General features: G+C 71.7%; 16 protein-coding genes. 11 read left to right on the top strand and 5 right to left on the bottom strand.

What is annotated here, in order from left to right; translation table 11 throughout:
• Positions 1–25 precede the first annotated feature (25 nt).
• The 4 genes from ETD86_RS30955 to ETD86_RS30940 all read right to left on the bottom strand — a co-directional run bounded on the left by ETD86_RS30955 (position 26) and on the right by ETD86_RS30940 (position 3,391).
• Positions 26–1,150, bottom strand: coding sequence for an N-acetylglucosamine-6-phosphate deacetylase (locus ETD86_RS30955; protein ID WP_211370422.1), 1,125 nt, complete (start codon positions 1,148–1,150; stop codon positions 26–28).
• Complete coding sequence (locus ETD86_RS30950) at positions 1,147–1,485, bottom strand: hypothetical protein (protein WP_138670042.1); 339 nt, start codon at positions 1,483–1,485, stop codon at positions 1,147–1,149. Before ETD86_RS30950 ends, ETD86_RS30955 begins: the two co-directional genes overlap by 4 nt.
• A 73-nt stretch (positions 1,486–1,558) precedes the next feature.
• A complete protein-coding gene (locus ETD86_RS30945) occupies positions 1,559–2,338 on the bottom strand; it encodes a sugar isomerase domain-containing protein (protein ID WP_211370421.1) in 780 nt (259 codons plus the stop codon).
• Positions 2,339–2,401: 63 nt separating this feature from the next.
• The gene (locus ETD86_RS30940) at positions 2,402–3,391 is read right to left on the bottom strand and encodes a LacI family DNA-binding transcriptional regulator (protein ID WP_170223363.1); all 990 of its coding nucleotides are present in this window, start codon (positions 3,389–3,391) and stop codon (positions 2,402–2,404) included.
• 97 nt (positions 3,392–3,488) lie between these two features.
• Between ETD86_RS30940 and ETD86_RS59290 the strand changes: the two genes are divergently transcribed.
• The 5 genes from ETD86_RS59290 (at position 3,489) to ETD86_RS30920 (ending at position 7,962) form a co-directional block, all read left to right on the top strand.
• The gene (locus ETD86_RS59290) at positions 3,489–3,623 is read left to right on the top strand and encodes a hypothetical protein (RefSeq protein WP_281286984.1); all 135 of its coding nucleotides are present in this window, start codon (positions 3,489–3,491) and stop codon (positions 3,621–3,623) included.
• Positions 3,620–4,393, top strand: a complete 774-nt coding sequence (locus ETD86_RS30935; RefSeq protein ID WP_211370420.1) for a 6-phosphogluconolactonase — start codon at positions 3,620–3,622, stop codon at positions 4,391–4,393. Before ETD86_RS59290 ends, ETD86_RS30935 begins: the two co-directional genes overlap by 4 nt.
• A gap of 85 nt (positions 4,394–4,478) precedes the next feature.
• Positions 4,479–5,885, top strand: coding sequence for a mannitol dehydrogenase family protein (locus ETD86_RS30930; RefSeq protein ID WP_246148474.1), 1,407 nt, complete (start codon positions 4,479–4,481; stop codon positions 5,883–5,885).
• Positions 5,886–6,181: 296 nt separating this feature from the next.
• On the top strand, positions 6,182–7,435 hold the full coding sequence (locus ETD86_RS30925) for a ferredoxin reductase family protein (RefSeq protein ID WP_170223362.1): 1,254 nt from the start codon (positions 6,182–6,184) through the stop codon (positions 7,433–7,435).
• 164 nt (positions 7,436–7,599) lie between these two features.
• Complete coding sequence (locus ETD86_RS30920; RefSeq protein ID WP_138670034.1) at positions 7,600–7,962, top strand: hypothetical protein; 363 nt, start codon at positions 7,600–7,602, stop codon at positions 7,960–7,962.
• A gap of 308 nt (positions 7,963–8,270) precedes the next feature.
• On the opposite strand, the gene ETD86_RS30915 is transcribed toward ETD86_RS30920, so the two are convergent.
• Entirely contained in the window at positions 8,271–8,690 is a 420-nt protein-coding gene (locus ETD86_RS30915) for a CBS domain-containing protein (protein WP_138670032.1), read from the bottom strand.
• Positions 8,691–9,321: 631 nt separating this feature from the next.
• Here ETD86_RS30915 and ETD86_RS30910 point away from each other — a divergent pair.
• From ETD86_RS30910 to ETD86_RS30885, 6 genes are all read left to right on the top strand, one after another.
• The gene (locus ETD86_RS30910; RefSeq protein WP_138670030.1) at positions 9,322–10,386 is read left to right on the top strand and encodes an iron-siderophore ABC transporter substrate-binding protein; all 1,065 of its coding nucleotides are present in this window, start codon (positions 9,322–9,324) and stop codon (positions 10,384–10,386) included.
• On the top strand, positions 10,383–11,417 hold the full coding sequence (locus tag ETD86_RS30905) for a FecCD family ABC transporter permease (protein ID WP_246148471.1): 1,035 nt from the start codon (positions 10,383–10,385) through the stop codon (positions 11,415–11,417). The genes ETD86_RS30910 and ETD86_RS30905 overlap by 4 nt, the downstream gene beginning before the upstream one ends.
• Positions 11,418–11,419: 2 nt before the next feature.
• A complete protein-coding gene (locus ETD86_RS30900; protein ID WP_138670028.1) occupies positions 11,420–12,460 on the top strand; it encodes a FecCD family ABC transporter permease in 1,041 nt (346 codons plus the stop codon).
• Between the two features lie 5 nt (positions 12,461–12,465).
• On the top strand, positions 12,466–13,290 hold the full coding sequence (locus tag ETD86_RS30895) for an ABC transporter ATP-binding protein (RefSeq protein WP_138670026.1): 825 nt from the start codon (positions 12,466–12,468) through the stop codon (positions 13,288–13,290).
• 78 nt (positions 13,291–13,368) lie between these two features.
• A complete protein-coding gene (locus ETD86_RS58435) occupies positions 13,369–17,685 on the top strand; it encodes a non-ribosomal peptide synthetase (protein WP_138670024.1) in 4,317 nt (1,438 codons plus the stop codon).
• On the top strand, positions 17,670–20,031 hold a 2,362-nt coding region (locus tag ETD86_RS30885; RefSeq protein WP_138670022.1), incomplete at its 3' end, for a non-ribosomal peptide synthetase. The genes ETD86_RS58435 and ETD86_RS30885, both read left to right, overlap by 16 nt.

The raw sequence follows: 20,031 nt of genomic DNA, 5'->3' as shown, positions 1-20,031 counted from the left end.
CACAGGTTGGGGAGGGGCGTGCGGGTCAGGCGCTGTGGACGGGGACGCCGTTCACGAAGGTGTGCAGGACGGACAGGTCGGGAGTGGTGACGATCAGGTCGGCGGGCGCGCCGGGTTCGATGCGGCCGCGGCCGGTTCTGAGCAGCCGGGCCGGGTTCGCCGCGGCCAGGACCACCGCGGTGCCGAGCTCGACCTCGGTACGCGTGACCGCCCAGGCCACGCACTCGATCAGCGAGCTGCCCGAACCGGCGAGCAGCTCGCCGCCGGGCAAGGTCACCCGGCCGTCCTCGTGCACCGTGATCCGGCCGCCGACCGGAGTCGTGTGGTCGCCTGGAGCGCAGCCGGCCAGCGCGACCGAGTCGCTGACCAGTAGCGCGCGGCCGGTCCCCTTGGCACGGAGCATCACGGTGAACGTGTCGGCGGGCAGGTGGTGCCCGTCCGCGATGAACGTCGCGGCGAGCCTGTCCTCGGCGAGCTGCGCCCAGATGTAGTTGGGATGCCTGCGGATCATCGTGTGCGAGCCGTTGCCCAGGTGGGTGGAGAGCCGCGCACCCGCCCGTACGGCCGCCTCGATGTCGGCGGGCGCCGCCGCGGTGTGCCCGATGGACACGACGACGTTCCGCCGGGAGAGCTCGGCGATGTAATCGAGGGCGCCGGCCCGCTCGGGAGCCAATGTGACGATCTTCACCAGCCCGCCGCTCGCCTCCTGCCAGCGCCCGAACTCGGCGATGTCGGGATCGCGCAGGTGATCGGCGTCGTGCGCGCCCCGCGGCCCGTCCTCGGCCGCCAGGTAGGGCCCCTCTACGTGCAGGGCGGGGATGGCATGCCTGACCAGCGGATCGGCCTCTCGCGCCGCCGCGATCACGCGCAGATTTCTCGTGATCTTGTCTTCCGGCGCCGTGATGATCGTGGGGCAGAGCGTCGTGGTGCCGCGCTTCCACAGCGCGCGTACCAGCTCGGCCACGTCGCCGCTCGAGAGGTCGTCCGCGTTGAAGTCACGCCCGCCGTACCCGTTGACCTGGAGGTCCACCAGGCCCGGCAGGATGAGCGCGTCGGGTGCGTCACGGACCTCGGTGACCGCGGCGATCCGCGGTCCGTCCAGCTCGACGCGTACGGGACGCCCGTCCGCGAGCCTGCCTTCGACCGTCACGCCGCCTCCCCGGTGAGCGTCCGGGCGGCGGCCATGACCTGGACCTCGACCGCCAGGGGTCCGATCCGCTCCGCGGCCTCGAAGGTCCTGCCCGGTCGTGGCCCGGCGCCGAGCAGCCTGCCGAGCGCCGAGTGCCCGGTGTCGAGCCGGCCGCGGCAGCCCTGGAGGAACACGACCACGCCGCCGACCCCGGACTCCAGGCGCCGCCGCGCGCAGCCGGGCCACAGCCGGGCCAGTCCGCGGTGAGCTGAAGGTTGTCGGGGCCGGGCGGCACCGGCGCCGGCGATCCGCCGGGTGGTGTCCGGGTCGCGCGCGGTGAGGTCGGCGGAGATCACGATGGGCGTGCTCCCGCCGCCGGAGACCGCCACAGCGGTGGCCGGCAGCGGGTCGCCGCCGAATCTGCCCTGGTCACAGCCATCGAATCCGCCCGCGGAAGCGGTCGAGGAAGAGTCCGTTGCGCTCGTCGCCGCCCGGCGCGTTCCCGCTGCGCCAGATCTCGGGAACCGTGCCGCGCTCGGCCAGCTCGGCGATCGCCGCGGCCATGACGCAGTTGAGCGTGTAGGCGTTGGCGAACGTCGAGATCGCGCCGACCCGCTCGGGGACCCCCTCGATCTCGAGTACGGCGTCGCCGATCGGCACCTTCGTGTCGATGTGCAGGTCGGCGAGGTCGTGCAGGTTCTGCTTGGTGGGGTGCCTGGCCGGGTGGCCGGGCGCGGTCCGGTCGGCGTGTTCCCTGGACGAGACGCCGATGACGGTGACGCCGCGCTCGCGGGCGGTCAGCGCGGCGTCGATGAGCGCGGCGTTGATGCCGTAGGCGTTGACCAGGATGAGCAGGTCGCCCGCGCCGAGCCTGTTGTCCTCGATGACGACGCGGCCGTAACCGGGGGTGCGTTCGATGGCCATGGAACGTAGCGCGCCGCCCGACAGCAGCGTGCCCTCGTCGAGGATCGCGCTGACGTTGACCAGTCCGCCGGCGCGGAAGAACACCTCCTGCGCGGCCAGGTTCGAATGCCCTCCCGGGCCGTAGACGTAGATCAGCCGGTCCACCCCGTGCCGGGTGACGTGGTCGGCGATGAGCTCGGCCGCCGCCCCGATGGCATCGGCCTCCTCGGTTTCGATCCTGCCGATCAGGCCCGCGACCTGCTCGGCGTACGTCCGCATGAGCGACGCGTGCCGTCCGTTCTGCACCTGCAGGCTCCTCGTGACCGATGAAAGCGATTGCAGGCATTCAAGACCATGACCGAATTTCGGTCAAGGGCCGGATCGTGGCCCCGTGGAGTCGCGCGCGACGAAGACGCCGGGCAGCCTGATGTGCTCCGGCGCGCCGCCCGGCGCCTCGATCTGCCTGGTCAGGACCTGGACCGCGGTGGCGCCGAGGTCGTCCATCGGTGCGGTCACCGTGGTCAGGCTCGGCGTCACGGTCCTGGCGAGAAGCACGTCGTCGCAGCCCACGACGCTACGCTCGCCGGGCACGGCGACGCCGCGCCCGGCCAGCTCGGCGAGCACCCCGCACGCGGTGAGGTCGTCGAAGGCGAAGGCGGCGGTGGCGGCGGTCCCGAGCAGCGCGGCACCGGCCTGCCTGCCGCCCTTGAACGTCGCGCGGAACGGGCCGAGCTCCACGAGCTCGACCCCGCGGCCCCGAGCCCACCTGCGGATCGCCTGCGAGCGCCGGGCCGCGGCCCATGAGGCGCTCGGCCCGGCGAGCAGCGCGAACGAGCGGTGACCGTGCTTGTGGAGATGCTCGCCGGCGTCGAAGAGCGCACTGGTGTTGTCGCAGAGCACCGAGGGGAGGTCGCGCAGCGGGCGGTTGAGCAGGACGCAGGGAAGGCCTCTCGCGGCCTCGCGCAGCGCCGCCGACGACGAGCGCGGCGAGGCCACGATCACCCCGTCCACCCTGCTGCGGAGCTGGGCCACGTGGCGCACTTCCGCCGCCGCGCTCTCCTCCGCGTCGACCAGCATGACCGAGCTCCCCATCCGCTCCGCCGTACGCTGGATCGCCCGCACGAGCAGCGGGAAGAACGGGTTGGTGATGTCGGGGACGATCAGCCCGATCATCTCGGCCCGTCCCGTGACCAGGCCGCGGGCGGCCGAGCTCGGCTGGTAGCCGAGCTCGCGGGCGGCGGCCGTGATCCGCTCCCTGACCGGCGCGCTGACCAGCTCCGGGCGGTTGAAGGCCCGCGACACGGTCGCGGCGGAGACGCCGCACCGCTGGGCGATGGAGTAGATCGTCGGTTTGCTCACACCGCTCCTCCGCATCGGCTCGGCCCGGCTTGACCGGAATACTCTAGCGAAGCCAGAATCATGCAATCGCTTTCATTGTCCATGAGGGAGGGACGGCATGGGCAGGGACCGGGCCGAGGCTCCCGTCGACGAGGTCGTCGCCCTTCCGGCCAAGGATCCGCACCACATCTCCAGGAGCCTCATGCAGATCATGGAGCTGCGCGAGCTCCGCGCTCAGGGAGACCGGCCGTGACCGCCCCGAACCGGAACCCCGTCATCAAGCGGGTCGCCGGACGCCTCGATGTCCGGGTCTTCAGCGACAGGGCGCAGTCCGGCGCCGCGGCGGCGGGTGCCGCGGCCACGGCGTTGCGCACGGCGCTCGCCACCCGCGGCGAGGCCAGGGTGGTCTTCGCGGCCGCGCCCTCGCAGCGGGAGACGCTGGCCGGCCTGCGCGCGGCCGAGGGGATCGACTGGTCCAGGGTCGTCGTTTTCCACATGGACGAGTACCTCGGGCTGCCCGCTGGCGCGTCCCAGCGGTTCGGCCGCTTCCTCCGCCACGAGCTCTGGGACGCCGTCCGGCCGGGCGCGGTCCACGTGATCGAACCGGGCGGCGACCCGGAGGCGGAGTGCGCGCGCTACGCCGAGCTGCTCGGCCGCGGCCCGATCGACCTGGTCTGCCTGGGCATCGGCGACAACGGCCACCTGGCGTTCAACGATCCTCCGGTGGCCGACTTCGGCGATCCCCTCGCGGTCAAGGTCGTCGAGCTGGACGACGCCAGCCGCCGGCAGCAGGTCGGCGACGGATGCTTCGCCACGCTCGCGGACGTGCCCGAGCGGGCGATCACGCTGACCGTTCCCACGCTGATGGCCGGGCGCACGCTGGTCGCCACCGTGCCCGGCGCGAGCAAGAAGGCCGCGCTCGCCGCCGCGCTCGACGGGCCCGTCGCCGAGAGCTGCCCCGCCTCCGTCCTGCGTACCCATCCGGACTGCACGCTCTTCGCCGACCTGGAGGCCTACCCGTGAGAATCGCCGAGGCCAAGGCCATCGTCACCAGCCCGGGCAGGAGCTTCGTCACCCTGACGATGACAGACGGGAGCGTGCACCCTTGGTGAGGCTCAGCCGCGCCACCCTGTCCAGGGTCGCGCCCGCCGCGCGCCCGCTCGCGGAGCCGCGCGCCACCGGCGTCGTGCACCTGGGCATCGGCGCCTTCCACCGCGCCCACCAGGCCGTCTACACCGAGCGCGCCATGGCCGCGACCGGCGACGACCGCTGGGGCATCTGCGGAGCGAGCCAGCGCAGCGCCGACGTGGCCGACCGGCTCCGCCCCCAGGACTGCCTGTACGGCGTGCGTGCCGGCGACGAGGTCCGCGTGGTCGGATCCGTGCGCGACGTGCTCACCCCCTGTGACGACCTCGCCGCACGGCTGGCCGCGCCGGAGACCGCGGTGGTCACGCTGACCATCACGGAGAAGGCGTACCGCCGCGACCCGCTGCCTGGCGCGATCGGGCGGCTGGTCGCCGGGCCGCCCACCGCGATCGGGAGACGTGCCGCCGGGCCGCCCACCGCGATCGGAAGGCTCGTCGCCGGGCTGCGCGCCCGTGCCGCCGCGGACGCGGGCCCGCTCACCGTCGTCTCCTGCGACAACCTCCCCGGCAACGGCGCGACTCTCGCCCGGCTCGTGGCAGAACTGTGCGAGCCGCCGCTGCTCGAGTGGGTCGAGGAGAACGTCGCCTTCCCCGCGACCATGGTGGACAGGATCGTCCCCGCGACCACGCAGGCCGACCTGGACGACATGGCCGCCAGGCTCGGCGTGACCGACCTGGGCGCGGTCGTCACCGAGCCGTTCACACAGTGGGTGATCGAGGATTCCTTCGCCGGGGACCGGCCGGCCTGGGAGAAGGCGGGCGCGCTCCTGGTGGGCGACGTCCGGCCGTACGAGCACATGAAGCTGCGCCTGCTCAACGGCGGCCATTCGGCCATCGCCTACCTGTCGGGGGCGGCGCACGTGTCCGAGGCCGTGGGCGATCCGGCGTTCGCCGGGTTCCTCCGCCGGTTGATGGACGACGACCTCTCGCCCACCTTGGACGGGCTGGACGGGTTCGACCTCGCGGGGTACAAGGAGACGCTGCTGGCCAGGTTCGCCGACCCCGGCCTGCGGCACCGCGTCGCGCAGATCGCGATGGACGGCTCGCAGAAGCTGCCGCAGCGCCTGCTGGACCCGGCACGCGACCGGCTGGCCGGCGGGCACGAGCCCCGGTGGATCGCGCTGGCCGTGGCCGGGTGGATGCGGCACGTCACCACGTCACGCGAGCTGGACGACCCGCTGGCCGACCGGCTGCGCGGAGACGGGACGGCCTCCGCCGCGGCGACCGTGAGCCGCCTGCTGGCGATCGAGGAGGTCTTCGGCGCCGACCTCCGGGAGAGCCGGGTCTTCCGCGAGCTGGTCACGGACTGCCTGGAGCGGCTCAACGCCGACGGCGTCCCTGCCGCCCTGCGCGCGCTCGACGCCTCGTGATGGGTTCGGCGTGCCGGATCGCGAGCGCGAGGCGGACAAGATTCTCATGACCGGTGATCAAGCTCGCGGCCCGCTTCCGTCGTGATCCGGGGCTGCGGTTTGCGTACCGAGCCGGACAGGACTGGGCGTCGTTTTGGCAGGGTGCGCACGGGTACGCAGGTCATGATGTTGCAGCTCATCGCGGGGGTGTGAGCGGTGTTGACGATGAATCCGTGCCTCCATGGCGGCTCCGGAAATCCGGCATGAGGTCGACGGCACAGGGGATCGTGTGGATCGGCGTGTTCCTGGGAGTCTGCGTGGCACCCCTGGCATTCGCGTTGATGGGCGTGACCCGCCCGGGGCAAGGCTTCTGGACCGACTTCTCCGTTGCGCTCGGGTTCGTTGGACTGGCCTTGATGGGGATCGAGTTCGCCCTCGTCGCACGGGTCCGTGCCATAGCCGAGCCGTTCGGCACCGATGCGGTGATCCAATTCCACCGGGAAATCGGTTACGTCGGTCTGGCGTTCGTGCTGACGCATATGGCGCTGTCAGGTCCGGGCGTGGTCGCCGCCTTCTCCCTGACCGAGCTGCCGTGGAGAGCCCGGTTCGCCGTGCTGTCGGTGCTGACTCTGCTGATACTGATGGTGACTTCGGTGTGGCGACGACGTCTGCGGCTGTCCTACGAGACATGGCAGGTGCTGCACGCGATCATGGCGACGGTCGCGGTCATGGCGGCACTGGTTCACGTGCTGCTGGTCAACTACTACATCGACAGCCTATGGAAACAAGTGCTGTGGGCGATCATGTCGGCGGCGTTCGTAGGGCTGCTCCTGTGGATACGGGTGCTGCGGCCACTGCGGTTGTGGCGTCGTCCGTGGGCGGTCGAACAGGTGATCCCCGAGCGTGGCCGGACCACGGTTCTCGTGCTTCGCCCGCGTGGGCACGACGGGCTGCGTTTCCAGCCCGGTCAGTTCGCCTGGATCACGGTCGGCAGGTCGCCGTTCTCGGTCACCTCGCACCCGTTCTCGTTCTCCTCCAGCGCCGAGACGGGCGGCACGGTCGCCTTCGCCATCAAGGCGCTCGGAGACTTCACCTCCAGCGTCAGCGCGGTGCAGCCGGGCACCACCGTCTACGTCGACGGTCCGCACGGGGTGTTCTCCATCGACCAGTACGAGGGCGCGGGGTTCTGCCTGATAGCCGGCGGAGTCGGTATCGTCCCCGCACTGAGTATGCTGCGGACCCTCGCCGACCGCGGCGACGTGCGGCCAGTCGTCCTGTTCTCCGCACACCGCGACTGTGACAGCATCCCGTTCCGCGAGGAGGTCGACGAACTCGCCGGCCGGCTGAACCTACGGGTCGTGCAGGTGCTCGAACAACCGCCGCCCGGCTGGACGGGAGAGAGCGGCTACATCAACGCTGACACGCTCCGCCGGCACCTGCTGTCCGTCAACAGGCGTTTCCAGTTCTTCATCTGCGGCCCGAACTCGATGCTCGACGCCATGGAGGCCGCTATCCCGCAACTCGGCGTACCCGTCGACCGCATCCACACCGAGCGCTTCGCATGGGTCTGAGCTGTCCCTTCTGGAGGAAACCGTGCGCCACGCCTACATGACCCGGATGACGGTCGTCGCCGGCCTGCTCCTGGTCCTCGCCTGCCTGGCCTTCGCAGCCATCCAGAACTGACCGCCATCTCCGTTGAACGAGCCAATCCGTTGAACGAGCCAAGGAGTGCCTCATGGGAGAACCGCAACACCTGCAGATCGAAATCCTGGACCGGGCGGCCATCGAGGACCTGATCGGAAAGGTGGAGAACGTCGCCGACCAGCCCGGCGCGGCCGATCGGGTGAGCCGGTGGCGCGCCGAACACGGAACCGAGCATGCCACGCCGATGGCCCGCTCGTTCGTCGTCGTCGGACCGACCCTGATGTTCCTGCACCCGTGTCCGGACGGCGTCGTCCTGCCGTTCGCGGCGTACCCGGACGGGACGGTGAAGGTCTACACCGACCCCGAACATGCCGGCTTGAGCTTCTACCGGGACGCCGAGACATCGCAGCGGCCACCGGCCCCTGACGCCCCTCGATCTGCGGGGCAGTCATGACCAGCCTGACGGGGGGATTGGGGAGAGGACGTCGCCAACCTCGGGCGTATGCCGCGCTTGGTGTTCTCCGGCTCCGACCTCGGTCGTGTCCGATTCGTCATCCTGCCCTTTCCGTAAACGCTGAAGGCGGCGCGTGGCCTCGGAGTGCCGAAACCGCCCGGCCTGGCCGCGTGGCGTCATGCCAGTCGTGCAGCGTTGCCTGCGGTGGCTCGGCCGGTGGTGACACTCTGCTAGGCGGTCTTGTGCGCTCCGTCCGGGCGGCGATGTCAGCAGGGGGTCACGTCAGGCGGCGGTCATGGGGGTGGGGCTCAGGCATTGGGCGGAGCCGCGCTGATGGTCGCCAGCGTGGAGTCGCGTTCCAGATCGATGGCCACGTCGCCCAGTGACAACACACCCACCAGCCGCTCGTGGTCGAGCACGGGCAACCGCCGCACCGTGTGCAGGCGCATCAACTCCACCGCGTACCACTCCCCATCGTCCGGAGCGACGGTGACGAGCTTCCTGGTGCAGATGTCGCCGGCAGTGACGACTTCGGGTGACAGGCCTTGCGCGATCGCCCGGACCACGATGTCCCTGTCCGTCAGCATCCCGAACAGCCGTCCGTCCTCCATGACGCAGACGTCGCCGATGTCGTGTTCGCGCATCTCCCGGGCCGTGGCCACCAGCGTGGAGTCGACGCTCACCATCACGACATCCCTGGTCATCACTTCCCCAACGCGGCGTGTCATAACAGTTCCTTTGCCAGCCACAACACTGATGAACGAGAGGCCGACACACACACCCATCCAGCCAGTCCAGCATGCGACGACCGCACCAGCGCTCCCCCAAGCCCGACACTGCCCGCGCACGGGCACGAAAGTCACTTCCCCCGCCCATTTTTCCGACCTGAATATCCCAACCTTTGGAAGAAAACACCTGCAAGCCCCTGGAACCGGCCGGGCGATCGGTACTCCTGGTAGAGGTGCACAGCTTCGCCCACGCAGCGGTAGTGGGTGCTATGGCGAAGCCGGCGACCCGAACGGCCCTCGCCCCGATGTTGCCGGTGGTTCCGCGTGGGTGGCCTCAGTGCGAAGACCGTCTGACCAGCATCGTCAACACGGCTGCGGCCGGCCGCCGTCATGCGCTGACCAGGGTGACCAAGGCATCCGGCCTGGTAGGTGGCAACGGATCGGGGTGCCGCCGGGAATCTGCGTCGCGGCCGGAGAGGCTGCCCTTCTGGGGCCGTGCCGTTGAACAGCTCCTGACCCCCGGAGCTATGCGCGGAGCCGAATCCGGTGAGATCCGGATTCGTCTTGATAAGTAAGGGTTGCCTAAGTTAGGTTCGGCTTACTTACTGTCGCGGTCCTGGAGGATCCCCCCATGTCCCTGCTTCCCGGACGCGCACGGCTGGTGGCCGCGGTTGCTTCGCTCCTGCTGTCTGCGTGTGCGCTGACCGCGTGCGGTTCCGAGCCGGATCCGAAGCCCGCGCAGCAGCCGGCGGCATCGAGTGCTGCGCCCGCAGCCTTCCCGGTGACGATCGCGCACAAATACGGCGAGACGACGATCAAGGCCGAGCCGCAGCGCATCTTCACGGTCGGCCTCACCGACCAGGATGCCGTGCTCGCGCTCGGCAAGGTCCCGGTCGGCACGACCGACTGGTTCGGCGGCTTCCCCGGGGCCATCGGGCCTTGGGCCACGCCGAAGCTGAACGGGGCCCCGGTGCCGACCCTGCTCGAGGATCCGGGGACCGGCCCGCAGGTGGAGAAGATCGCGGCACTCAGGCCGGACCTCATTGTCGCGCTCTACGCGGGGCTGACGCAGAAGCAGTACGAGACGCTGTCGAAGTTCGCCCCGGTCGTCGCGCAGCCGAAGCAGTACGGCGATTACGGCATCCCGTGGCAGGACCAGACTGTCACGATCGGCAAGGCACTGGGCAAGGAGGCCGAGGCGGTCAAGCTCGTCGGTGACGTCGAGCGGCTGTTCGGCCAGGCCAAGGCGGACAACCCTGAGTTCGCGGGCAAGACGGCCATCTCGGGCACCCCGTACGAGGGCAACTTCGTCTACGGCAGCCAGGACTCCAGGTCCCGTACCCTGACCCAGCTCGGCTTCTCGCTGCCGACCGATCTGGACCAGCTGATCGGCGACAAGTTCGGCGCCAACATCAGCAAGGAGCGCACCGACCTGCTCGACCAGGACGTCATCGTCTGGACGGTCGGCAATGTCGCCAAGGACGTGCCCAAGCTGCACGCGGACCGGCTCTACGCCGACCTGGACGTGGTCAGGCAGGGACGCGAGGTGCACGTCGGCGAGGACACGCCGTACGGCGTCGCCTACTCCTTCCAGACCGTGCTCAGCCTGCCCTACCTGCTCGAGCGACTGGTCCCGCAGCTCAAGGCGGCCGTGGACGGCGATGTCGCCACCAAGGTCGAGCAGCCCGCGAGTTGAAAGCGATCACCGCCGAACACGCACTCCGCCCGGCCGCCCTCGTGGCCGGGCTGAGTGGCGTCCTGGCCTCGCTCTGCGTGCTGTCGCTGGCCCTCGGCGCGCTCAGCGTGCCCGTGGACGACGTCGCGGCCGCCCTCGTCGGCCACCCGCCGAGCCGCCTCGTCGACAACGTCGTGTGGACGGTGCGCATGCCGCGTACGGTGCTCGGCCTGATCGCCGGGATGGCGATCGGCCTGTCCGGCGCGCTGATGCAGTCCCTCGCCCGCAATCCGCTCGCCGACCCCGGGCTGCTCGGGGTGACCGCGGGCAGCGCGTTCGGCATCGTGATCGCCGTCGGGGTGCTCGGCCTCGGCACCCTGCACGGTTATGTCTGGTTCGCCTTCGCCGGGGCTCTGCTGGCCAGCGTGGCCGTGTACCTGCTCGGCAAGCTCGGCCGCTCCGGGCTGACCCCGGTGAAGCTGGCGCTCGCCGGGGTCGCGGTCAGCGCGCTGCTCTCGTCGCTGACCAGCGCCGTGGTGCTCGTCGAGCCGGAGGCGCTGAACCGGTACCGGTTCTGGTCCGCGGGCTCGCTCGCCGACCAGGGCGGCGCCGTCGTCTGGCAGATCTCCCCGTTCATCGCCGCCGGTCTCCTCATCGCGCTGGCCTGCGCTCCCGCGCTCAACAGCCTCGCGCTCGGCGAGGACGTGGCCAAGGCGCTGGGCCGCAGGGTCGGCCTGGTCAGGCTCGGCGGGGTCACCGCGGTGATGCTGCTGACCGGCGCGGCCGTCGCCGTCATCGGGCCGATCGTGTTCCTCGGCCTGATCGTCCCGCATGTCGCCCGGTCGCTCGCGCAGTGGGCGGGCCTCGGCCCCGACCACCGCTGGCTGCTGCCGCTGTCCGCCCTGATCGCGCCCTGCGTGCTCCTGGCGGCCGACATCACCGGTCGCATGGTGAACCGGCCGATCGAGATCCAGGCGGGTGTGCTGATCGCGTTCATCGGCGGACCCTTCTTCATCGCGATGGTGCGCCGCCGTCGCCTCGCGGAGGTCTGAGCATGGCCCCGATCACCTACCGGCTCGTGATGCCGCCGGTCTCCGGGCTGCTGCGGCCGCGTCTGCTCGGCGTCTGCCTCGGGCTCGTCGCCGCCACGGCCCTGCTGTTCTGCCTGAGCGTCGCGACGGGCGAGTTCTCGCTCGGCTACCTCGAGGCGGCCAAGGCCGTGCTCGGCATCGGCGATCCGGGGACCGTGCTGGTCGTGCGCGAGCTGCGGCTGCCGCGGCTGGTCACCGGGCTGCTGGCGGGCATGGCCTTCGCGCTGTCCGGTGCGATCTTCCAGACGATGACCCGCAATCCGATGGCCAGCCCGGACGTCATCGGGCTGACCGCGGGCTCGGGCACCGCGGTCGTCGCCGCCATCATGCTCGGCTGGGACGGCGGTCTCGGCCTGCAGACGCTCGGCCTGCTCGGCGGCCTCGCGACCGCGCTGATCGTGTACGTGCTCGCCTGGCGCAAGGGCACCACCGGCTACCGCATCATCCTGGTCGGGATCGGGGTGTCATGGATGTGCCTGAGCCTGACCGACTACCTGATCGCGCGGGGCGGCCAGTTCCAGGCCCAGGCGGCGCTGGGCTGGCTGGTCGGCAATCTCAACGGACGCGGCTGGGACCAGACGGTCCCGCTCGCGCTGGCGATGTGCGTGCTCGTCCCGCTGGCCCTCGGCCTCGGGCGGCTGCTGCGCACGCTCCAGCTAGGCGACGAGGTGGCCGCGGGACTCGGCACCCCGGTGCAGCGGGTACGGTTCGGCCTCATGCTGACCGGCGTCGGCCTGATCGCCTTCGGAACGGCGGCCGCGGGGCCGATCGCGTTCGTCGCGCTGATGTCCCCTCAGATCGCGCAGCGGCTGGCGGGCACGGCCTGGCCGCCGCCGATCACGTCCGCGCTGACCGGCGGGCTGGTCGTGGTCGGCTCCGACCTGGTCGCGCGGACCCTGCTGCCGAGCATGGAGCTGCCGGTCGGGATCATCACCGGCGTGCTGGGCGCCCCCGTACTTCTCTGGTTGCTCATCCGCGCGAACCGCGCGGACTCAGGAGGCTGAACGGCATGGAGTCACCCGATCCGGACCTGCGCGCCCTCGGGCTGCACCTGGCCTACGGCGATGTCAGCGTGGTCACGGACCTCGACCTGACCGTGCCGCCCGGCCGCATCACCGCGATCGTGGGGGCCAACGCCTGCGGCAAGTCCACGCTGCTGCGCGCTCTGGCCCGCCTGCTGGCCCCGAAGACGGGCGCGGTGCGGCTGGACGGCAAGGCGCTGCAGTCGATCCCCACCCGGGAGCTCGCGCAGCGCCTCGGCATTCTGCCGCAGAGCCCCGTGGCGCCCGAAGGCCTCACGGTGCTCGATCTGGTGAACCGTGGCAGGTCACCACACCAGACGTGGTGGCGGCAGTGGTCGAAGGCCGATGAGAGCGCCGTGTACGCGGCGCTGGCGGCCACCGACATCACCGACCTGGCCGACCGCGCGGTCGACGAGTTGTCCGGCGGGCAGCGGCAGCGGGCGTGGATCGCGATGGCGGTCGCCCAAGGCACCCGGGTGCTCCTGCTGGACGAGCCCACCACCTATCTCGACCTCGCGCACCAGATCGACGTGCTCGACCTCATCGTCGACCTGAATCGGTCCGAGGGCCGGACGATCGTGATGGTCCTGCACGACCTCAACCAGGCATGCAGGTACGCCGACCACGTCGTCGCGATGAAGGCCGGCCGGATAGTCGCCGAGGGGGCGCCGGACGAGGTGATCACCGCCGAGACCGTCGAGGACGTCTTCGACCTGCGCTGCCGGGTGACCTCCGACCCTGTCAGCGGCACTCCCCTGGTCATCCCGATCGGCCGCCACCACACCGACGGCCAGGTCATTCGGCTGGCTTAGAAATAAGGTAAGGCTTACCTAATAAGAAAGGCTCGAAAGCATTGATATTAGGTTAGCCTTACCTTATCGTTTCGAGCTATGTGGCCCAGCGAGTCCTGGGACGGCGGCCCCTGCACCGTCCCGCCCGCGACCCTGCCCGAACTCTTCGCCGAGGAGGTCCGGAGAGCTCCGAACTCGATCGCGCTGGTCTTCGAAGAGCTGACCCTGACCTACGCCGAGCTGGACGTGCGGGCCAACCGGCTCGCGCACGCTCTCGTCGCGCGCGGCGCGGGACCCGAGCGCGTGGTGGCCCTGGCAGTCCCGCGCTCCGCCGAGCTCATCGTGGCCGAACTGGCCGTCATGAAGGCGGGCGGCGCCTACCTGCCGCTCGACCTCGACCATCCGCCGGACCGCGTCGCGTACATGCTGGACGACGCGCGCCCGGTGTGCGTCGTGACGGTGGCCGCCGAGGCGGACGCCTTCGGCGGCCTGCCGGTCGTGGCGCTCGACGACCCGGGGGTCGCCGCGGAGCTGGCAGCGCTGCCCGATACGACGCCTGAGGCCGGGCTCTCGCTGCTGAACACCGCCTACGTCATCTACACCTCCGGCTCGACCGGACGGCCCAAGGGCGTCCAGCTGACGCACACGGGTGTGGCCAAACTCGTCTCGACCCAGCGGGAACGCTTCGGCGTCGGCCCCGGCATCAGGGTGCTGCAGTTCGCCTCGCCGAGCTTCGACGTGGCCTTCTGGGACCTGTGCCTCGCTCTGCTGTCCGGCGGGCGGCTGGTCGTCGTGCCGTCCGAGCGCCGCGTGCCCGGCCCCGAGCTGACCGAGTACGCGTGGGCGCACGGCGTGAACTTCATGATCCTCCCGCCGGCCCTGCTCGCGGCGCTCCCGCCCGGCCTCGACCTGCCGCCCGGGGTCCTGCTGGCGGGCACCGAGCGCGTCTCGCCGGAACTCGTCGCCCGGTGGGCGCCCGGCCACCGGATGTTCAACGCCTACGGGCCGACCGAGGCGACGGTGAACTCGACGCTCGGCTGGTGCGACCCGTCGGCGACCGAGTCCTCGGTCCCGATCGGCATCCCCGATCCGGGAACCCGCGCCTACGTCCTGGACGGCGCGCTACGGCCCGTCGCTACCGGAGGCGCGGGCGAGCTCTACCTCGCCGGACCCGGCCTCGCCCGCGGCTACGCCGGGCGGCCCGGCCTGACGTCCGAGCGGTTCGTCGCCGACCCCTTCGGCGCAGCGGGCGAGCGCATGTACCGGACCGGTGACCTGGTCCGATGGCTCGACGACGGGCGGATCGACTTCCTCGGCCGCGTCGACGACCAGGTGAAGATCCGCGGCTACCGGATCGAGCTCGGCGAGATCGAGTCGGTGCTGGCCCGGCACCCGTCCGTGGGGCAGGTCGCCGCGGTCGTCCGCGAGGACCGTCCCGGCGACCGCCGGCTGGCCGCGTACGTCGTGCCCGCGGCCAGGGCGGACGGCGAGCACGACCGGACGATCGTCGCCGAATGGAAGGACCTGCACGAGCTCCTCTACCAGGCCGGGACGCCGGAGCGCGCCGACGAGAACTTCACCGGCTGGAACAGCAGCTACGACGGCACGCCGATCCCGCTCACGGAGATGCGGGAGTGGCAGGACGCCACCGTGGCGCGGATCCTGGAGCTCGAGCCGGAGCACGTGCTGGAGCTCGGCGTCGGCAACGGCCTGCTGCTGTCCCGGCTGGCCCCCTCCTGCGCGTCCTACTGGGGCCTCGACCTGTCGAGCGAGGCGATCACGTCCTTGCGCGCGGCGCTGCCGGACGAGCTCGCGGCCAAGGTCGAGCTCAGGGCACAGCCCGCCGACGATCTCAGCGGCCTGCCCAAGGGCCGCTTCGACACCGTCGTCATCAACTCGGTCGTCCAGTACTTCCCGAGCCGCGACTACGTGCTCGGCGTGCTGCGCGGCTGCGCGGAACTGCTGGCGCCAGGGGGACGCGTCTTCGTCGGCGACGTGCGCAACCTGAGGCTCCAGCCGGTGTTCCGCGCCGCGCTCGGCACCACCGAGGCCGAGGAGAACGAGCTGCTCCTCGACCCCGACTTCTTCGCGGACCTGCCCGGCTTCGCCTCGGCCGACCTGCGCGTCAAACAAGCACGCCACCACAACGAGCTGAGCCGCTACCGCTACGACGTCGTGCTCCACACGCGGCCCGCGCAGCCCGCACCGGCACAGGTCTTCAGCTGGGGCGAGGACGTGCCGGACCTTCGCGTGGTCGCAGCGCTGCTCGCGGGGCGCACCCGGCCGCTGCGGATCACCGGTGTGCCCAACGCGCGCCTCGCCCCCGATCTCGACCGGCCCGGGGCCGTCGACCCGGAGGACTTCCACGCCCTCGGGGAGAACGCGGGCCTGCGGACGTACGTCACCTGGAGCGGCGACTCAGACCGCGGCGACCTCGACGTCCTGTTCACCACCGACACCCGCGCGGACGGCCTCTACCGGCCCGGCGGCCGCGCGGTGCTCGTCAACACCCCCGCGCCGGTCCGCGACGACGTCTCGCTGGTCAAGTCGCTGCGGGTGCACGCCCAGCGCTGGCTGCCCGACTACATGGTGCCCGCCGCGTTCGTCGTGCTGCCGAAGCTGCCGGTGCTCACCAGCGGAAAACTGGATCGGGCCGCGCTGCCCGTGCCCCACCTGCACGTCCAGGCGGAGGGCAAGCCGGCCCGCGACGCCCGCGAGGCCGTGCTGTGCGGCCTGTTCGCCGAGGTGCTCGGCGTCCCCGGCGTGGGGATCGACGACGACTTCTTCGCGCTCGGCGGCGACAGCATCGTCGCCATCCAGCTGGTGCTCCGCGCCCGCAAGTCCGGCCTCGTCTGCACGCCCAGGCAGGTCTTCGTGCACCGCACGGTGGCCGGGCTCGCGCCGGTCGTGACCGATCTCGACGCGGACCGCCCGCGGATCACCGACGACGGAGTGGGAGAGATCCCGTTCACGCCGATCCTGCGCTGGCTGGACGAGTGCGGCGGCGACATCCGCGGATTCAGCCAGTCGCTGCTGCTCACGACGCCGGCGGGCCTGACCGGACCGGACCTGGAGAAGATCCTTCAGGTGCTCGCAGACCAGCACGACGTGCTGCGCTCGGTCCTCGTGCGGACGGTCCCGGGCACGCCGGGGCACCTGCGGGTGCTCCCGCGCGGAGAGGTGTCCGCCGCGACCTGGATCCAGCGGGTGGACGTGACGGGGCTCCGCGACGGCCTGGCCCCGGTGGTCGCCGCGGCCGAGGACCAGGCCTGCGCGCGGCTCGACCCGGAGAACGGGCTGATGGTGCAGGCGGTCTGGTTCGACGCCGGCCGGGAGCGCCTCGGACGCCTGCTGCTGGTCATCCATCACGCGATCATCGACGGGGTCTCGTGGCGGATCATCCCCGGCGACCTCGAGTCCGCCTGGACCGGGGCCGCCCTCGAGCCTCCTGGCACGTCCTTCCGCCGCTGGTCCGGGTTGCTGTCCGCCGGCGCCCGGAGCAGGGAGGCCGAACTCGGGCTCTGGACCGGCATGCTCGCCGGTCCGGACCCCGCGCTCGGCCACCGCCCGCTCGACCCGGTCGCCGATCTGGAGTCCGTGCGGCGCCACACGCTCCGCCTGCCGCCCGCGCGGACCGAGCCGCTGCTCACGACCGTTCCGGCCGTGTTCCACGCCGAGGTCAACGACGTCCTGCTCACCGCGCTCGCGCTGGCCGTCGCCGGCTGGCGGCGCGGGCTGGGCCGCGGCGACCGCGCCGACGTGCTGATCGCCCTGGAGGGCCACGGCCGTGAGGAGCACGCGGTGCCGGGCGCCGACGTGTCCAGGACGCTGGGCTGGTTCACGAGCATCTTCCCGGTCCGGCTCGACCCCGGGGAGATCGACCTCGATGACGCCCTCGCCGGAGGCCCCTCGGCCGGTGCGGCGCTCAAGCGGGTCAAGGAGACGCTGCGGTCGCTGCCCGACCGAGGTCTCGGTTATGGGCTGCTGCGGTACCTGAATCCCGGCACCGAGCCGGAGCTGGCGAAACTGCCCGCGCCGCAGATCAGCTTCAACTATCTGGGGCGCTTCAGCGTCGCCGACGCGCCCGACCAGCCATGGCGGCCGGTCGCGGGCGCGGGAGTCCTCGCAGGCGGGTTCGACGCGGCGATGCCCGTCGCCCCGTACACGCTGGAGATCAACGCCTACACACAGGACACCCCGGAGGGCCCGGAGCTGGGCGTCACGTGGGCCTGGCCGTCCGCGCTGCTCGCGGAGGCGTCAGTCGCCGCCCTCGCCACGAGCTGGTTCACCGCCCTCGACGCGCTGGCCGCGCACGCCGCCACGCGCGGAGCGGGCGGGCACACGCCGTCCGACCTGACCCTGGCGATCGGCCAGGACGAGATCGAGGAGTTCGAAGCCGAGTGGGCACAGAACTGAACGGGCCGTCCGGACTCCAGGACGTCCTCCCGCTGACGCCCATGCAGGAGGGCCTGCTCTTCCACACCCTCCTCGACCGGGCGGGCCCGGACGTCTACACCGGGCAGCTGACCATCGACTTCACCGGCCCGCTCGACCCTGGCCGGCTGCGCGAGGCCGGGCAGGAGCTGCTCGACCGGCACCCCAACCTGCGGGCGGCCTTCCGCCGGCGCAGGAACGGCCAGAGCGCGGCGCTCGTGCCCCGGCACGTCGATCTGCCCTGGCGCGAGGTGCGGGCCGACCTGGCGGAGCTGCCCCGCCTGCAGGACGAGGAGCTCGCGCGGCGCTTCGATCCCGCCGCGCCGCCGCTGCTGCGCATGCTGCTGCTGAGCGCCGGGCCGCTGACGCACCGCCTCATCGTCACGCACCATCATCTGCTGCTGGACGGCTGGTCGCTGCCGCTCCTCGTGGACGAGCTCCGCGCGCTCGCCGACGGGCGGACCCTGCCGCCCGCGCCTGACGTGCGGGAGTACGCGAAGTGGCTCGGCTCGCGGGACGACGAGGCCGCGCGCGCGGCGTGGCGCGAGGTCCTGTCCGGGGTCGAGGGGCCGACGCTGGTCGCACCCGGCGCGCCGGCACCCTCGGTCCTTCCCCGCAGGGTCGTGCTCGACCTGGCCGAAGATCTCACGGCCCGGCTCGGCGCGCTGGGACGCTCCCGTGGCCTGACCCTGAACACCCTGGTCCAGGGCGCGTGGGGGCTGCTGCTCTCGGTGCGGACGGGCCGCTCGGACGTGGTGTTCGGGGCGACCGTGGCGGGCCGGCCACCGGAGCTGCCGGACGCGGAGAAGATGATCGGGCTGTTCATCAACACGATCCCCGTCCGGGTGCGGACGTCCCCGTGGGACCCGGTCGCGCAGGTGCTCCGGCGCCTGCAGGACGAGCAGTCCTCGGTCATGGACCACCAGCACGCGGGTCTGGCCGATCTGCGGGCCGGAGAGCTGTTCGACACTCTGACGGTCTTCGAGAACTACCCGCTCGGCGGCGGCTACGAGGTACGCGACAGCGCGCACTACCCGCTGACGCTGACCGCCCGCCCCGGTGCGCGGATGCGGCTCGACCTGGAGTATCGGGCCGAGCTCTTCGACGACGCGACCGCGTACGGGATCCTCACCGAGGTCCGCGATCTACTGGCCGCTGTCGCCGACGACCCGGACCAGCTGATCGGCCGGATCCGCCCGCCCGTCCCGGCGGTGGAGCCGCTGACGGTGCCCGACCGGACGATCCCCGGCCTGTTCACCGAGCAGGCCGCGCGGACCCCGGAGGCGACCGCGCTGGTGACGGGCGAGCGGTCGTGGACGTTCGCCGAGCTCGACGCCTGGACCGACGGGCTCGCGCACGAGCTGCCGCGGCGCGGGGTGGGGCCGGGCCAGGTGGTCGCGCTCGACCTGCCCCGCGCCTGGATGGTCCCGGCGCTCCTGGGCGTGCTCAAGTCCGGGGCCGCCTACCTGCCGCTGGACGCCGACCAGCCGGAGGAGCGCGCCGCGTTCCTGCTGAAGGACGCCGCACCCGCGCTCGTCCTCCGCCCGGACGACCTCGCCGGTCTCGGCGACGGGCCGCCCGTCGACCGGTCCCTGCCCTCGGCGGCCGCTTATGTGGTCTACACCTCCGGCTCGACCGGCCGGCCCAAGGGCGTGCAGGTGCCGCACGCCGGCCTGGTGAACCTCTTCCTGTCGCACCGCAGGCGCCTGATGCAGCCCGCCGGGCGAGGACTCCAGGTGGCGCACGTGGCCTCGTTCGTCTTCGACGGGTCGTGGGAGCCGCTGATCTGGATGCTGGACGGGCACACCCTGCACGTCCTGGACGACTACCGGGACGACGCGGCCGTCGTGGCCGCGATCCGGGACCGGCGTCTCGATGTCCTCGACGTCACGCCCACCTACCTGGGGGAGCTCGTCCGGTCGGGCGTGCTCGAATCCGGGCTGAAGGTGCTGCTCGTCGGTGGCGAAGCGGTCGATCCCGGGCTGTGGAGGCGGGTCTGCTCGGCGCCCGGGCTCACCTGCCATGACCTCTACGGTCCGACCGAGGCGTCCGTGGACGCCTACGGCTGGCACGGTGCCGAGCGGACGGCCTACGAGCTCGACAACACCCGGACCTACGTGCTCGACGCGGCGCTGAGGCCGGTTCCGCCGGGCGTCATCGGTGAACTGTACGTCGCAGGCGCGGGGCTGGCGCACGGCTATCTGAACCGCCCGGATCTCACGGCGGAGCGGTTCGTCGCCGATCCGTTCTCCGGCGGCAGGATGTACCGGACCGGTGACCTGGCCCGCTGGTCGCGCGAGGGCGTTCTGGAGTTCGCCGGCCGCGCGG

The organism is Nonomuraea turkmeniaca (assembly GCF_005889735.1).
GTDB lineage: Bacteria > Actinomycetota > Actinomycetes > Streptosporangiales > Streptosporangiaceae > Nonomuraea > Nonomuraea turkmeniaca.
This window is presented reverse-complemented; position numbering and strand designations above follow the sequence as displayed.